This window comes from Polaribacter sargassicola, from assembly GCF_021991835.1.
GTDB lineage: Bacteria > Bacteroidota > Bacteroidia > Flavobacteriales > Flavobacteriaceae > Polaribacter > Polaribacter sargassicola.
In genome coordinates this window covers 305603-322655 of sequence record NZ_JAHDAU010000001.1, presented here as the reverse complement: position 1 = coordinate 322655, position 17053 = coordinate 305603, and the positions used below count along the sequence as shown (strand labels likewise).

Here is a 17053-nt window from a genome sequence, read left to right as displayed (position 1 = left end):
TCGACTTCGCTCGAAGAGACAAATAAAAAGGATGCCACTTCAATCCTTCACGCGTGCATTTTTGCCAACTATTTTTCTCTGTCCAAACAGTAAGAACTTTTGTCCATTTTTAAACCTCTATGTTGGTTGCATCTTTGCAGTGTGTAACAACAACAAGTAATTTATCCTGCGTTAGCAGCAATTAAAAAAAGAAAAAAATGGAAGTACAATTAAAAGAAACAGACTTTACAAATGTCTTAGAAAATAACAATAATGTTTTATTAGATTTTTATGCAGATTGGTGTGGACCTTGCCAAACTTTATTACCAACAATACACAAATTAGCAGAAGAATTAAAAGACGATGTTATTATTAAAAAAGTAAATGTGGATGAAAATCCTGCGTTAGCAGCAAAATTTAATATAAGAAATATACCAACATTACTTTTTTTTAAAGACGGAGAACCTAAAGACAGACATACAGGTTTAATTACAGAAAGAAATTTAAGAGATAAAATTAACAGATTAAAATAAGTAAAGAAAACACTGCCAAAAACAACTTTTTAAAAGTGTCCAAACCAAAGGAACTTTTGTCCATTTTTAAAGGTTAATGTTGGTTGCATCTTTGCAGTATAATTAAAAACAAAGCAATTATGAAAACATTAGAAAACACACATTGCCCAAATTGCTGGGGTTACCAAACCTATGACGAGCAAAACCCAGAACAACAAGTTTGCGAGTGTAAATAAGAAATAAAAAAGTAATAAATAATAAATTAAACAATAGAAATTATGAGAAAATTAGTAGCAATAGTAGTACTAGTATTAGGTTTTGCATTTAATACAAATGCACAAGAAGTAAAAACAGTTTCTTTAGAGCAAACAAAAGGAGAGTTTACGCAAAAGCAAATTACATTATCTGAAGGAACCTATATTTTTGAGGTTGCCAACACCAATGTTGGTCATAATGTAGGTTTTGTTTTAGCACCAAAATCAGACGTAAATGCACATATTAAAAATGCCTATGTTACTGCACAAGTAAAAAATAATACTAAAGAAACTTCTAAAGAAGTAACGCTTAAAAAAGGAGAATACGTGTATTTCTGTCCTTTAAATCCAACGCCACAATATACTTTAATAGTAGAATAATTTTATTAATTCAAATAGTGATTGGCGAGCAGAAATGCTCGCTTTTTTTGTTTTAAATCAATTAATTATTGATGGTAGAAATTTACATCAAAAAAAATATCTTATTTTAGCAGTTCTAATTTTTATACAAAACATTTGTTAAACTATTTTTTATACCCACATGCAAGCTCTACAGAATGGGTTACATTTGTTCATGGAGCAGGAGGTAGCAGTTCTATTTGGTATAAACAGGTAAGAGATTTTAAAAAACATTTTAATGTTTTAATTCTAGATTTACGAGGTCATGGAAATAGTAAACCAAAATTAAAAGATACCTTTAAAACTAAATATACTTTTGATTCTATTACCAATGATATTGTTGAAGTTGTAGATCATTTAAAAATAAAAAAATCACACTTTATTGGTATTTCTTTAGGTACAATTTTAATTAGAAATTTAGCAGAAAAAAGAGCAGATTTAGTAGAAAGTATGATAATGGGAGGCGCAATTATAAAAATGAATTTTCGCTCTCAGGTGTTAATGAAAGTGGGTAATATTTTTAAATCGGTAGTACCTTATATGTTACTTTATAGGCTTTTTGCTTTTATAATAATGCCAAAGAAAAACCATAAAAAATCTAGATCTTTATTTGTAAACGAAGCAAAAAAATTATATCAAAAAGAATTTTTGCGTTGGTTTAAGCTAACTTCAGAAATAAACCCTTTATTAAGATTTTTTAGAACAAAAGATATTAAAATACCAACGTTATACATTATGGGGTCTGAAGATCATTTGTTTTTACCTTCTATACAAAGCATTGTTTCTAAGCATGTTACTTCTTCTTTGTTTGTTATAGATAATTGCGGACACGTAGTAAATGTAGAACAACCAGAGATTTTTAATAACAGAACAATCAATTTTATTACATCTTTATAATTTTATATAAATTTTTACCAATAAAACATTTATTTAATGGATTTTTATGAAGTATATTTGTTTTATAAAATAACTTAATATGAATCAGATAATTACTTTTGGCGAAGTTTTAATGAGGATTTCTCCACGTGGTAACAAAAAATTTATCCAATCTAACAACGTTGAATTTTATTTTGGAGGTACAGAATTAAATGTAGGAATTTCTATAGCAAATTTTGGAGGTGATGTTAAACATATATCAGTTATTTCTGATGATTTTATAGGTGATACTGCTATTTCTTATTTAAGAAAATTTGATGTAAGTACTTCTGCAATTGTACGTTCTAAAAGACCTTTAGGGGTTTACTTTTTAGAAGTAGGTGCTGTTATGAGACCAAGTTCTATTTCTTATAACAGATCTCATTCTTCTTTTTCTGAAATTCAACCAGAAATGGTAAATTGGGAAAAAGCTTTAAAAAAAGGGAAATGGTTTCATTGGACGGGTATAACACCAGCACTTTGTAAAGGAGGTTATGAAACTTTAAAAGAAGGATTAATCCTTGCTCAAAAAAAAGGAATGCAAATTTCTGCAGATCCAACTTATAGAAGTGGTTTATGGAAATGGGGAGGAAATCCAAAAGAAATTTTATCTGAACTAGTTAGTCTTTCTACTATTTTTATTGGTGGTGTAAATGAAATGAATGAGCTTTTAGGTACAAATTATTCGTTTTCTAATGAAGATTTTATTGAAGCAAGTAAAGAATTGATGGAGAAATTTCCATCAATAGAAAAAGTATTTGATAAAATAAGAACTTCTATTAACTCTTCTTGGCATAAAATTAGAGCAAGAATGTGGAATGGAACAGAGTTTAAAGAAACTCAAGATTTAGACATTACACATGTTATTGATAGAATTGGTACAGGTGATGCTTTTGCTGCAGGAATAATACATGGACTGCAACATTTTGATGATTATAAAACAATGGAATTTGGTAGTGCCGCGTGTGCTATTAAACATACTTATATGGGTGATGTAAATTACGCTAATGAAAAAGATGTTATTAGTATTTTAGAAGGCAACACTACTGGTAGGTTAAATAGATAATCTTTTTATAGATAGATATAAAAAAAGCGAGTTTTTTAAAAACTCGCTTTTTTTTACACTATAAATTTATAGTTTAAGATTGCATTAAATCTTCTATTTCATCTGCTTCTATTGGTATGTTTTGCATTAAATTAAAAGGTTCTCCTTTTTCTTGTATAACAACATCATCTTCTAAACGAATACCAAAACCTTCATCTGGAATGTAAATTCCTGGTTCTACAGTAAACACCATATTTGCCTGCATAGGTTCATGTAGCAAACCATAATCATGAGTATCTAAACCAATGTTATGGCTAGTTCCGTGCATAAAGTATTTTTTATAAGCAGGCCAATTTTTATCTTCATTTTGTACATCTGCTTTGTTTAATAAACCTAAACCTAACAATTCAGAAGTCATAATTTTACCAACTTCTTTATGATATTCTTTCCAAATAGTTCCTGGGAGTAACATTTTTGTAGCTTCTTTTTTAACGTTATTTACAGCATTGTAAACAGCTTTTTGCCTGTCAGAAAATTTACCAGAAACAGGTATTGTTCTAGATAAATCACTTTTATAATTTGCGTATTCTGCAGCGATATCAAACAAAATTAAATCGCCACTTTTACATTGTTGGTTATTTTCTATATAATGTAAAACATTGGCATTATTTCCGCTTGCAATAATTGGTGTATAAGCAAAACCTTTAGATCTATTTCTTACAAACTCATGTAATAATTCTGCTTCTATTTCATATTCCCAAACACCAGGTTTTACAAAACCTAAAATTCTACGAAAGCCTTTTTCTGTAATATTACAAGCATGTTGCATTAAGTCTAATTCTATTTGGTCTTTTACAGAACGCAAACGCTGTAAAATAGGATTACTTTTTGCAACAGAATGTGCAGGGTATTTTGCTAATAACCATTTTGTAAAACGATCTTCTCTTGTTTCTGTCTCTACACTTGCTCTGTAATGTTCGTTGGTATTAATATAAAAAGTATCTGCGTACGTAGACATTTCAAACAATACTTTTTCTAAATCTTGTAGCCAATAAACTGTCTTTATTCCAGATGTGTTAAAAGCCGCTTCTTTGGTTAATTTTTCGCCTTCCCAAACTGCAATATGCTCGTTAGTTTCTCTTACAAATAAAACTTCTCGTAAATCTTCATTAGGGCAATCTGGAAACAAAAACAAGACACTTTCTTCTTGGTCTACACCGCTTAAGAAAAAAATATCTCTATGTTGCTCAAATGGCATTGTACTATCTGCACTTATTGGATAAATATCGTTAGAATTAAAAACCGCAATACTGTTTGGCTTCATTGCCGAAGCAAAATTTTTACGGTTTTTTATAAATAATTTTGAGTCTATTTTATCGTATTTCATACTGTAAAATTTATGTTGAAACACAAAGGTAGCAATATTTTTGCAGCAATTATTTTAATTACAAAACTTGTTTTTTTGGGTGTTTAAGCAGGTTTTTCTATTATATTTTTTTGTAAAAAGGCTAAAAAAGATGTTCTTATAAATGTTAAGGGTTTAAGATTATAACAAAAAAAATCCTGCAAGGATTGTTAATCTTGCAGGACAATTATAAATTAAATATTTTGTTTTTTTAAAAACGTTTCTTTTTTGGTGCTCCAGTTCTTCCTCTTCCAGAAGTAGAACCTGCAGGTTTATTTCCTTTAAAATGAGGTTTTCTTTTTGGTTTATTTCCTTGAGAAGAACTAGTGTTTGTAGTTTTTTTCTTTTTACCAAAAGAACTTTTGCTTTGAGTTGCAGCTCTTTTAGGTGGTGTTGTATCTGTAGGTTCAAAACCGTCTAAAACAGTAGATTTTAATTTTTCTTTTAATAGTTTTTCAATCTCGTTTTGGTATTCTGTTTCTTCGCTACAAACTAAAGAAATTGCTTCTCCAGCAGCACCAGCTCTACCGGTTCTACCAATTCTGTGTACATAATCTTCTGGTACGTTTGGTAACTCGTAATTAATAACATAAGGTAGTAACGGAATGTCTAAACCACGTGCAGCAATATCTGTAGCTACCAAAACTTTAATGGTATTATCTTTAAAGTTTTTTAATGCTTTTGTTCTTGCTCCTTGGCTTTTATTACCATGAATTGCAGCTGCAGAAATACCGTCTTTTATTAGTTTTTGTGTTAGTTTATTGGCACCATGTTTTGTTCTTGTAAAAACTAAAACTTGTTCCCAATTACCGTCTTTTATTAACTTAATTAACAACGTAGTTTTTTTGCCTTTATCAACCTTAAAAACTTTATGAGTTACTTTTTTTGCAGTAGAATTTTGTGGTGCTGTTTCTACAGAAACAGGGTTTTTTAAAATTCCTTCTGCTAATTTTTTAATGTCTTTAGAAAAAGTAGCCGAAAACATCAAATTTTGACGTTCTACAGGCATAAAGCTTATTAATTTATTTAGATCTCTAGCAAAACCCATGTCTAGCATTCGGTCTGCTTCATCTAAAATTAGAATATCAATTCTCTTAAATGAAACTGCTTTTTGATCATGTAAATCTAATAATCTACCTGGTGTTGCAACTAAGATGTCTACACCCCTTTTTAAAGTAGCTATTTGGCTAGCAGCTTTTACTCCTCCGAAAACTACACTAGACCTAATGTTTACATATTTACTGTATTCTCTAACATTATCATGCACTTGTGCAGCTAACTCCCTAGTAGGTGTTAAAACTAAAGCACGTAAAGGTCTGTATTTTGGGTGTTTTGTGTCTGTTAAATATTGTAAAACAGGTAATGTAAATCCTGCTGTTTTTCCTGTACCTGTCTGCGCAGAAGCTAAAATGTCTTTACCTTCTAAAATATGTGGAATTGCTTTTTCTTGTATTGGGGATGGTTTGGTATATCCTTTCTCTTCAACTGCTTTTACTATTGCCGGAGATAAACCTAAATCTGAAAATGTCATAAAAATTATTTTTGAAACCAACTTTATGTAGTTGTTTCAGCCTACAAAGATACATTGTTTAAAATTGGCGTAGACTTTTTATTAACATTCCTTTTTATGTTAATTTTTTTGATATTGATGTTACAAGTAGTAATTTCAGCTTTTCAAACCAAATTCAAACTTTTTATGAAATCTATTTTTACTCTTTTATCGCTCTGTTTTTCAGTAGCTTTAGTTGCGCAGTCGCCAACAAAACCAGATGTTATTAAACAATCTTTAGAAAAGAAAACTCAAATAACAAATTCTTCTTTAGTAAAGAATGTTGCATTTACAAATATTGGACCAACGGTAATGAGTGGTCGTGTGGTAGATATAGATGTAAACCCAGAAAACCCTACCGAATTTTATGTAGGTTACGCTTCTGGTGGTTTGTTTTATACAAACAATAACGGTACAACATTAACCCCAATTTTAGACAATGCAGCAACTTTAAATGTAGGTGATATTGCTGTAGATTGGCAAACCGGAACACTTTGGGTTGGTACAGGAGAAAATAATTCTTCTCGTTCTTCTTATGCCGGAATCGGAATTTTAAAATCTACAGATAAAGGACAAACTTGGATAAATGTTGGTTTGCCAGATTCTCACCACATTGGTAGAATTTTAATTAATCCTAATAATGCTGATGAGGTTATTATTGGTGCAATTGGTCATTTATACTCTCCAAATGCAGAAAGAGGAATTTTTAAAACTACAGATGGAGGAAAAACGTGGTCTAAAACTTTATTTATAAATGAAAACACAGGAGTTATAGATATAGCTTTTGCACCAGAAAATTTTAATGTAATGTACGCTGCCTCTTGGGAAAGAGAACGTAAAGCATGGGATTTTGATGGAGACGGAGAAAATTCTGCTATTTATAAAAGTACAGACGCTGGTAATACTTGGACCAAAATTGCTGATAAAAGTGGTTTTCCTACAGGAAGCGGTGTTGGTAGAATTGGTTTAGCTGTTTTTAATGAAAACACAGTGTATGCTTTACATGACAGTCAGTACAGAAGAAAACCAAAAGATGATAAAAAAGTTTCTTATAACTTAACAAAAGAACAATTTAACAAATTAACTTCTGCAGAAGTATTAGCTCTTAGAAACGAAACCTTAAATACGTATTTAAAAGAATATGGTTTTAGAGAAAAGTTTAGAGCAGAAGGTGTAAAACAGTTGTTAAGCCCTGGCGGGATGAAACCAAAAGAATTAATGACTTTTTTAGATGATGAAATGGCTGTAGCTTTTGAAGAGCCAGTAATTGGTGCAGAAGTTTTTAAAACAACTAACGGAGGTAAAACTTGGAAAAAAACACACACTAATTATTTAGACGGAATTTATAGTTCTTACGGATATTATTTTGGAGAAATAAGAGTGGATTTACAAGATGAAAACGGAATTTATATTTTAGGTGTTGGTATTATAAAATCTAAAGATGGTGGTAAAACATTTACTTCTATTAGTAAAGAAAACGTGCATTCAGACCATCAAGCACTTTGGGTAAATCCTAAAAAATCGGGGCATTTAGTAGAAGGTAACGATGGTGGTTTAAATATTTCTTATGATGATGGAGAAAACTGGATTAAGCTAAATAATATTCCAGTTGGCCAGTTTTATTCGGTAAATGTAGATAATGAAAAAAACTACAATGTTTACGGAGGTTTACAAGATAATGGTGTTTGGTTTGGACCAAATAATGCAAGAGTTAATAAGAGTTGGAAACAATCTGGTCAAAACCCATTTAAGTCTATAATGGGCGGAGACGGAATGCAAGTTCAAATTGATAACAGAAACTCAAATATTGTGTACACAGGTTCTCAATTTGGTAGTTATTTTAGATTAGATTTAGAGTCTGGAAGTAGAAAATACATTCAGCCAAAACCAGCTAAAAAAGCAAAACCTTACCGTTTTAATTGGCAAACTCCAATTCTTTTATCACCACACAATCAAGATATTTTATATTTAGGAAGCAACAAGTTACACCGCTCTTTAAATAAAGGAGATGATTGGGAAGAAATTTCTGATGATTTAACTCAAGGAGGAAAAAAAGGAAATGTAGCATACGGAACATTAACTACAATTTCTGAAAGTCCGTTTAAATTTGGATTGATTTACACAGGTTCTGATGATGGAGTTATTAGTTTAACAACAAACGGAGGAGGAAGTTGGACAAAAGTTTCTAATGATTTTCCGCAAGATTTATGGGTTTCTAGAGTAATTGCATCAAAATTTAAAAAAGAACGTGTTTACGCTACTTTAAACGGGTATCGTTATGATGATTTTACGCCATATGTTTACATGTCTGATGATTTTGGAAAAACATGGAAAAATATTGGTAAATCTATTCCAACATCTGCAGTAAACGTAATAAAAGAAGATACAGAAAACGAAAACATTTTATATGTTGGTACAGATAATGGTTTGTATATTTCTTTTGATAAAGGAACTTCTTGGCAAGCTTTTAGTAAAAATTTACCAAATGTTGCTGTACACGATTTAGTAATTCAGCCAACGGCAAAAGATTTAATTGTTGGTACACATGGGCGTAGTTTGTACAAAACAAACATTGCAGCTTTGCAAGAGATTACACCAGAAGTTTTAGCCAAATCTATAGCTATTTTTAAGATAGAAGATATTAGACAAAATAGACGTTGGGGTGTTACTAGAAGCCCTTGGAGACAAGCAAGTACGCCAGAAGTTACAATTCCTTTTTACACAAATGCTAATAAAAAAGTAACTGTTAATGTTTTTGCTGGCGATGTAAAAATAAACACTATGGTTGTAGATGCAGATAAAGGATATAACGAAACAATTTACGATGTTTCTTTTTCTAAAAGCGGATTAAAAGCTTACCAAAAAGAAAATAAGAAAGCAAAACTTAAGAAATCTGATAATGGTTTTTATTATTTACCAAAAGGAAAATATACTGTTACAATTGGTGATGCAAAAAGTACTTTTGAAGTAAAGTAAAATTATTTTAAAAACTTTATATAAAGCAGCAATCTATACTTAGGTTGCTGTTTTTTTATAAAATGGAAATTTTATAAAAATTGAAGGTTAATTATGGTGTCTTTATCCAAAATAGAAGTGTGGTTTAAAAAGATAGTTTGCTTATTAAATTTTGCTTCTATTAACCAATAAGAACCTTTAAAATAAGAATTTAAAACCGTAGCTTTTTCTTCGGATTTATCAATAACTTGTATTTGATGTGGGTATAATAAAACGGTTTTATTTTGGATAATAATTTCGTTAACATCATCAAATAATGCAGCAATGTATTTTTCTTTTGGATGGTTATAAACTTCTTTTGGAGAATTGTTTTCTAAAATTTTATTGTCTTTTATAATAATAAGTTTGTCTGCAAAAGAAAGTGCATCATTTTTATCGTGTGTTGCAATTATACAAGCAATATTTTTTTTCTTTAAATAATTAAATAACCTTCTACGTAAAGAGTTCTTTTTAAAATTGTCTATTTGGCCAAAAGGTTCATCTAATAACAATAATTCTGGTTCTTTTGCCAAAGCTCTTGCAATGGCAACACGTTGTTTTTGGCCACCACTTAAGTTTTTTACTTTTACATTTGCAAAAGCTTTCATTTCTATAACATCGAGTAATTCTTGCGTTCTAAGTTCGCTTTCTTCTGGATAAAAACGCGACAAGAATTTTTTAATGTTTTCTGATACAGAAATATATGGCATTAAATCAAAATCTTGTGCTACATATTTAAAGTTTTTAAAACCAGGAACAAGAAAATGTTCTGGACCTAAAATCTGTGTGTCTTTCCAAAATATTTTACCTTTATTTAAATCGATTAAACCATAAATAACTTTTAAAAGTGTCGATTTTCCGCAACCACTTTCTCCCATTATACAAAGGTGTTCTCCTTGTTGTAATGTAAAGTTAAAATCGTTTAAAACGGGTTTGTTTTTATGGTAAGAAAAAGAGATAGATTCGATTTTTAGCATTTTACAAAAATAAGATTTCTATTTGATTTGATGTTGCTAAAAGCAGATAAGTATGTTGCGTTAACGATTGTAGCATTTGTTTGAGCTCTTTTTTTAATATTGGATTTCATAAAAATGTATTTTTATGAAGTGCAATTAGCGTAGCGAAAAAAAAAGCGAGTGCGGAAAGCGTGACCCTTGTGGTAACGCCCAAAGAAAAAACCGATACTTTCGCATCGGTTTTAATTTTAAGATATAATTTTTACAAAGAGAATTAAATTATACTAAAAAGGTTTGCAACCTTACCAGATTCTAACTCTATCTTCTGGCGCTAAATACATTTTGTCTCCTTCTTTAACATCAAAAGCTTCGTAAAAAGCATCTACGTTTTTAAGCGGCATATACGCTCTGTACATTCCTGGAGAGTGTGTGTTTGTCATGATTAAGTTTTTAAGAGCTTCATCACGCATTTTTGTTCTCCAAATAGTTCCCCAAGAAAGGAAGAAACGTTGTTCTGGCGTGTAACCATCAATATCTGCTGGTCTTCCGTTTTTCTTTAAGAAAATTTGCAAGCCTTCGTAAGCAGCTTGTACACCACCTAAATCTCCTATATTTTCTCCTAAAGTATATTTACCGTTTAAATGCATACTATCTATAGCAACAATATCGCTGTATTGTTTTACTAATTTATCGCCAACAACAGCAAATTTTTCTGAGTCTTCTTCTGTCCACCAGTTTTTAAGGTTTCCATCACCATCAAAACGAGCACCAGAATCATCAAAACTATGCGAAATTTCGTGACCGATAACAGCTCCGATTCCACCATAATTTACAGCTTCATCAGCTTTATAATCGTAAAAAGGAGGTTGTAAAATTGCTGCAGGAAAAACAATCTCATTATTTAGAGGATTAAAGTAAGCGTTTACAGTTTGTGGAGACATTCCCCATTCTGTTCTATCTACTTCTTTACCTAGTTTTGCAATGTTTTTGTTGTAGTTCCATTTTCTAAGGTTGATGTTGTTTTCAAAATAAGAACCATCTTCTTCTATACCTTTAATCTCTAAAGCAGAATAATCTTTCCAAACATCTGGATATGCAATTTTAACCGTTAATTTGTGTAATTTTTCTAAAGCTTTTTCTTTAGTAATTTCACTCATCCAAGGTAATTGAGCAATTCTTGCCTCGAAACCAAGCATTACATTATCAATCATTTCCTTAGCTTTTACTTTAGCTTCTGGCGGAAACATTTTTTCTACATAAAGTTTTCCTAAAGCTTCACCAACAGCACGATTTACGCCACCTAAAGCACGTTCATCTCTTGCGCGTTGTTTTTTTGCACCACGCATTTCTTTGCTATAAAACTCCCAACTTGCTGTTTCTAAATCTGTAGATAGAGAAGATAAAGCACCGTTAATAGTGTTCCAACGTAATAACAACTTAATATCTGCAACTGGTGTTTTTGTAAAAATAGTACTAAAAGCTTTAAAGTAACCAGGATCTGTTACAATTATAGTTTCTAAATCTGTTACTCCAATACCGTTTAAATGATTTTGCCAATCAATTGCCGGAGCCAATTTTTGCAACTCAGCCACAGACATTGGGTTGTAAATTTTACGAGTATCTCTGCGCTCTTCTTTAGACATCATTGGTGTAGCTAAACTAGTTTCTAAAGCAACAATTGTAGCAGCACTATTTTTTGCTGTAGTTGCATCATCACCAAATTCTTGTAACATTTTAGAAACAAACTCTTGGTATTTTTCTAATTTGTCTTTTACTTTAGCATCAATATAATAATCTCTAGACAAACCTAAAGAACCAGCCCCCATATAACCTGCGTATTGACTACTGTTTTTTAAATCATTACCAACTCTAAATCCGTAAAAACCACCACCACCGTAAGGTGCCATATTTGTTAAGTAGTTTTCTATGTCTTTTTTAGTTTTAATTTCATCAATTTTTGCTAAATATGGCATTACAGGTGCTTTGCCTTGTGTATTTCTAGCAACAGTATCCATTATTGTTTGGTAATAATTTACTGCTTTTTCTTGATCTGAATCTATTTCATTTCCATTAGCATCTTTTACTTTCGGAAAATCTTTTTCTTCAATTGCTTGGTTTAAAATAGCCAAAACATCTGCATCTGTTTTTTTACGAAGCTCATTAAAACCACCCCAAGAAGTTTGGTCGTCTGGAATTTCTGTTTTGTCTACCCAAGTTCCGTTTACGTGTCTAAAAAAATCATCTGTTGGTTTTACAGAAGTATCCATATTTTCTAAAGCAATACCAGGAGTTTTTTCTGCTGGTTTATCTTGTTTACAAGCTACCATGGTTAAAGAAGCAATGGCGGAAACAAAAAATACTTTTTTAATTGTTTTCATTATTATTTTTGATTTGAGTTAATTTTAAGTTGCTTAATTAGTCCTTAAAATTGCAAATTGTTACAGTTAAGACAATTTAATTTATCTTAATTTTTAAAGATTGATTAAGCTATGTATCAAAGATAAAGAAATTTTAAATTACAACTATTTGTAAATCAATTGGCAAATAATAATTAAAACTATTTAGATAATTTTGTTGTCAGTTTTTTAATTATACTAGCTTTGTGTAGAGAAAACTGTTTATGAAGGATTATATAATTATAGGAGCTGGCCAATCTGGGCTTGCAATTGCATATCATTTAACCAAACAAAAGGCTAATTTTTTAATTGTTGATGCCAATAAAGAAACGGGTGCACCTTGGTTAAAAAGATGGGATTCTTTAAAATTATTTACGCCTTCGGAATTTAATAGTTTACCCGGAATGAAATTTCCGTACAAAAAAGGGCATTATGCAAACAAGTTTGAAGTTGCAGATTATTTAAAAGCCTATGTTTTTAAATTTAAGATTCCTATAGAATTTAACCAACGAGTTAGTTCTTTAAAAAAAGAAAATGGAGTTTTTATTTTAAAAAGTAAAACCAAAACCTTTAAAGCAAAAAATGTAATTATTGCCACAGGGCCTTTTCACAAACCATTTACACCGAGTTGTGATAAAAAAATATCAAAAGACATTTTTCAAATACATAGTGAACATTATAAAAGTCCTGATCAATTGCAAGAAGGTGCAACTTTAGTAGTTGGTGCCGGAGACTCTGGTGTACAAATTTTAAAAGAAATTTCTGAAATTAAGAAAAAAGTTTACTTTTCTGGCAACACAAATATAGCTTCTTTACCACAAGAATTTTTAGGTAAAACATTGTGGTGGTGGTTTAGTAAAGTTGGTTTTTTATCAGCAAATAAATATTCTTTTATCGGAAAAAAATTAAGTAATAGTGGGCAACCTGTAATTGGTACAGATGTAAAAACCTTGTTTAAAAAAGAAAATATAATTTGTGTTGGTAGAACTTTAGATGCTAATGAAGAAAGTATCTTTTTTGAAAAACAAAAAGTAAACGATATTAAAAATATTGTTTGGGCAACAGGTTTTAAACCAAATTTTAATTGGATTGAAAATATTGAGTTAGACAAAGACCAATACCCAAAAAATTACAGAGGTGTAAGCAATTTAGAAGGTTTGTATTTTATTGGTTTGCCTTGGTTATACACAAGAGGTTCTGCTACTTTAGGTGGTGTTAAAAAAGATGCAAAATACTTATGCAACCATCTTGCTAAAAAAGAAAAAGATAGCCATAAATAACAGCTATCTTTTTTATCTATCTAGTTCTTTTATAAACTACAATTTAAGTGTCGCCTTTGGCGGATTTGGTAATTGTTGAAATCCCATATTAAATAACGTAAAACTAAAAGTATCTCCAATTTCATCAATAATTTTAGAAATTGGTTTTCCTGCTCCATGACCTGCATTGGTTTCTATTCTTATTAAAGTAGGATTATCTCCACTTTGTTTTTCTTGCAATTCTGCTGCAAATTTAAAACTATGTGCAGGTACTACTCTATCATCATGATCGCTAGTGGTTACTAATGTTGCAGGGTATTGCACTCCCTTTTTTACATTATGTACTGGCGAATACCCTTTTAAATACTCAAACATTTCTTTACTATCATCTGCAGTACCATAATCATACGCCCATCCTGCGCCAGCAGTAAAAGTATGATAACGCAACATGTCTAAAACGCCAACTGCGGGTAAAGCCACTTTTGCTAAATCGGGTCTTAGTGTCATTGTTGCACCTACTAGTAAACCTCCATTAGAGCCTCCACTAATGGCTAAAAAATTAGAAGAGGTATAATTGTTTTTAATTAAATATTCTCCTGCAGCAATAAAATCGTCAAATACATTTTGTTTTTGCATTTTTGTACCAGCAATGTGCCATTTTTTTCCATACTCACCTCCACCACGTAAATTTGGTATTGCATATATTCCTCCTTGTTCCATCCAAACAGCCATAGCACTACTAAATCTTGGTGTTAGGCTAACATCAAATCCTCCATAACCGTATAAAATAGTTGGATTTTTTCCATTTAATTCTAATCCTTTTTTGTGTGTAATAATCATCGGAATTTTTGTACCATCTTTTGATGTGTAAAAAATCTGATTGCTTAAATATTCATCAGAATTAAAATCTAGAGCAGGTTTCCAATATGTTGTATATGTACCGTTTTTTGGATTTAATTGAAATGAAGAACTAGGTGTTTTATAATTGGTAAAAGAAAAATAGACTTCTTTGTCTGCGGTTTTTCCTACAAAACCACTAGCAGTTCCTAAGCCAGGTAGTTTTATTTCGCGAATTATGTTTCCATCAAAGTCATATTGTAATATTTTTGATACAGCATCTACCATATAGCTTGCAAAAAAATATCCAGCAGCTGTAGAAGGCGTCAACACATTTTCTGTTTCAGGTATAAAATCTTTCCAGTTTTCTGAGGTGGGATTATTTACATCAAGAACAACCACTTTTTTATTTGGAGCATTTAAATTGGTTACCAAATACAATATGTTATCTCTACTATCAATAAGATAAGTATCACTTTTGGTATGATCTAAAACCGTAATTAATTTACTGTTGGGTTTTGATAAATCTTTAATAAATAACTTATTACCAGAGGTTGAAACAGCTGCGTAAATCAACAAATATTTGTTGTCTTCTGTTATATTACTAAAAACATACCTGTGTTTTTCTTCGGAAGTTGCTCCAAAAATAACCTTATCTTCTTTTTGTGATGTTCCTATTTTATGATAATATAGTTTATGTTGATCAGTTTTAGCAGACAATTCACTTCCTTTAGGTTTATCGTAACTTGAGTAATAAAATCCTTCATTTTTATACCAATCAATTCCAGTAAATTTTACATCAACCAAAGTATCTTCTTTTATGGTTTTAGATGCTACATCTAGTACTATAATTTTTCTCCAATCAGACCCCGCTTCAGAAATAGCATATGCAGCTGTTTTTCCATCCTTAGAAAAGCTTAAAGTACCTAAAGAAGTTGTTCCATCTTCAGAAAAAGTATTCGGATCTAAGAAAATTTCTGATTCAGAATTTCCTTTTTTTCTGTAAATTACGTTTTGGTTTTGCAAACCATCATTTTTAGAAAAATAGGTGTATTCGCCTTCTGTATAAGGAGTTTCAATTCTTTCGTAGTTTACCATTTCTGATAAACGAGATTTTAATTGAGTTCTGTAAGGTATTTTGTTTAAATAATCGAAAGTAACAGCGTTTTGTGCTTTTACCCACGCTTCAGTTTGATTGCTTTTATCGTCTTCTAACCATCTATAATTGTCGGTTATAGCTGTGTTAAAAATAGTATCTACAACTGGTTTTTTTACAGTCTCTGGATAATTCACTTGTATAGTTTTTTGTTTTATGTCTTTGGTACAAGAAGCTAAAGTAATACTTGCTAAAATAATGTGTGGAATAATTTTGATTTTCATATATTTTTTTACTTTAAAAATAGAAGTTATTTTAAAGATATTCAAATAGTTATCCTTTTTTAACATTTTGATAATTTACAAAATTAGGATTTGTAATCATCCGCCCAAAAAAACGACTACTTTTGTGAAAACAGATTTCTGCTATGGCAGGAATGACAAGTGTGTAAAATTTCGACTTTGTCGAAAAAAATATTTTAAATTATGACAGAAAATTTAACAAAAGCAACTTTTTTAGAAAAGGTGTTTAATTTTGAAGAAAATAAAGAATGGAAATTTGAAGGAGATAAACCAGCATTAATCGATTTTTATGCAGATTGGTGTGGACCATGTAAAATGTTAGCTCCTATTTTAGAAACTTTATCAGAAGAATATGCAGGTAAAATAGACATTTATAAAATTGATACAGAAGCAGAGCAAGAATTATCGGCAGCTTTTGGTATTAGAAGTATACCGTCTATGTTGTTTTGCCCAGCAGAAGGAGAACCACAAATGGCAAATGGAGCTTTACCAAAAGCAGATTTAGAACGTATTATTGCAGAGGTTTTAAAGGTAGAAAAGTAAAAAAAATACTTTTAAAAGTATATAAATTAAATCCTGAGTTTTTTAAACTTAGGGTTTTTTTTCGTCAAAAAAACAATACATAAGAATCTAATGTATAAGAAAATTATGTATATTTGGTGAGAGCAATGTCTTCTCGAGCGCAGTCGAGAGGTTTTATAGGTTCTCGACTGCGCTCGAACTGACAAATTTTGAGTAAGTTTTTTGAATAATAAAAAATCGAAATCACTCGAAGTGACATTTCAAATAAAAAATTAAACGATTACACATTAAGAATGGGAAATCAGAAATTATATAAAGGTTCTTTACAAACCATCATTTTAAAATTATTAGAAACTAACGATAAAATGTATGGTTATGAAATTACCCAAAAAGTAAAAGAATTAACCAAAGGCGAACTTAAAATTACCGAAGGTGCTTTGTACCCTGCGTTACACAAATTAGAAGCCGATGGTTTGCTAGATGTTGAGGTTGCAAAAGTAGGTAACAGATTACGTAAATATTACAAATTAACAGAATCTGGCACCAAAGAAACAGCCAACAAGTTGGATGAAATGCAAGAGTTTTTAAGAACGATGCAGCAATTGGTGAATCCTAAATTAAGTTTGGAATAAA

At 30.6% G+C, this 17053-nt stretch carries 13 protein-coding genes; 8 read left to right on the top strand and 5 right to left on the bottom strand.

The genetic code is table 11. The features are described 5' to 3' along the window. The first annotated feature begins 197 nt into the window (after window positions 1-197). From trxA (KI686_RS01335) to KI686_RS01320, 4 genes are all read left to right on the top strand, one after another. Complete coding sequence (trxA, locus tag KI686_RS01335; protein WP_237587428.1) at window positions 198-512, top strand: thioredoxin; 315 nt, start codon at window positions 198-200, stop codon at window positions 510-512. 257 nt (window positions 513-769) lie between these two features. Beyond that, window positions 770-1126 carry a cupredoxin domain-containing protein gene (locus tag KI686_RS01330; RefSeq protein ID WP_237587427.1) on the top strand — a complete coding sequence of 119 codons (357 nt, stop codon included), beginning with the start codon at window positions 770-772 and terminating at the stop codon, window positions 1124-1126. A gap of 135 nt (window positions 1127-1261) precedes the next feature. Next, window positions 1262-2041: an alpha/beta fold hydrolase gene (locus tag KI686_RS01325; protein ID WP_237587426.1), complete on the top strand. Its 780-nt coding sequence runs from the start codon at window positions 1262-1264 to the stop codon at window positions 2039-2041. A gap of 79 nt (window positions 2042-2120) precedes the next feature. Next, entirely contained in the window at window positions 2121-3125 is a 1005-nt protein-coding gene (locus KI686_RS01320) for a sugar kinase (protein WP_237587425.1), read from the top strand. Window positions 3126-3198: 73 nt separating this feature from the next. Here the strand turns inward: KI686_RS01320 and KI686_RS01315 are convergent, their stop codons facing one another. Further along, window positions 3199-4491, bottom strand: coding sequence for an aminopeptidase P family protein (locus tag KI686_RS01315; protein ID WP_237587424.1), 1293 nt, complete (start codon window positions 4489-4491; stop codon window positions 3199-3201). Window positions 4492-4720: 229 nt separating this feature from the next. Continuing rightward, window positions 4721-6040, bottom strand: coding sequence for a DEAD/DEAH box helicase (locus KI686_RS01310; RefSeq protein WP_237587423.1), 1320 nt, complete (start codon window positions 6038-6040; stop codon window positions 4721-4723). A 165-nt stretch (window positions 6041-6205) separates the two neighbouring features. Here KI686_RS01310 and KI686_RS01305 point away from each other — a divergent pair, with 165 nt between their 5' ends. Continuing rightward, a complete protein-coding gene (locus tag KI686_RS01305) occupies window positions 6206-9034 on the top strand; it encodes a VPS10 domain-containing protein (RefSeq protein WP_237587422.1) in 2829 nt (942 codons plus the stop codon). 71 nt (window positions 9035-9105) lie between these two features. On the opposite strand, the gene KI686_RS01300 is transcribed toward KI686_RS01305, so the two are convergent. Together KI686_RS01300 and KI686_RS01295 are read right to left on the bottom strand one after the other, a co-directional pair. Then, complete coding sequence (locus KI686_RS01300) at window positions 9106-10029, bottom strand: ABC transporter ATP-binding protein (RefSeq protein WP_237587421.1); 924 nt, start codon at window positions 10027-10029, stop codon at window positions 9106-9108. A gap of 281 nt (window positions 10030-10310) precedes the next feature. Then, window positions 10311-12386 (bottom strand): M13 family metallopeptidase, encoded by a 2076-nt coding sequence (locus KI686_RS01295; protein ID WP_237587420.1) that lies wholly within the window; start codon window positions 12384-12386, stop codon window positions 10311-10313. Window positions 12387-12628: 242 nt separating this feature from the next. Between KI686_RS01295 and KI686_RS01290 the strand changes: the two genes are divergently transcribed. Further along, window positions 12629-13684: a flavin-containing monooxygenase gene (locus KI686_RS01290; RefSeq protein WP_237587419.1), complete on the top strand. Its 1056-nt coding sequence runs from the start codon at window positions 12629-12631 to the stop codon at window positions 13682-13684. 36 nt (window positions 13685-13720) lie between these two features. On the opposite strand, the gene KI686_RS01285 is transcribed toward KI686_RS01290, so the two are convergent. Continuing rightward, window positions 13721-15880, bottom strand: a complete 2160-nt coding sequence (locus KI686_RS01285; RefSeq protein ID WP_237587418.1) for a prolyl oligopeptidase family serine peptidase — start codon at window positions 15878-15880, stop codon at window positions 13721-13723. Window positions 15881-16081: 201 nt separating this feature from the next. On the opposite strand from KI686_RS01285, the gene trxA (KI686_RS01280) reads away from it, so the two are divergent. Together trxA (KI686_RS01280) and KI686_RS01275 are read left to right on the top strand one after the other, a co-directional pair. Further along, complete coding sequence (gene trxA / locus KI686_RS01280; protein ID WP_237587417.1) at window positions 16082-16441, top strand: thioredoxin; 360 nt, start codon at window positions 16082-16084, stop codon at window positions 16439-16441. A 272-nt stretch (window positions 16442-16713) separates the two neighbouring features. After that, entirely contained in the window at window positions 16714-17052 is a 339-nt protein-coding gene (locus tag KI686_RS01275; RefSeq protein ID WP_165731545.1) for a PadR family transcriptional regulator, read from the top strand. The last annotated feature ends 1 nt before the right edge of the window (window position 17053 follow it).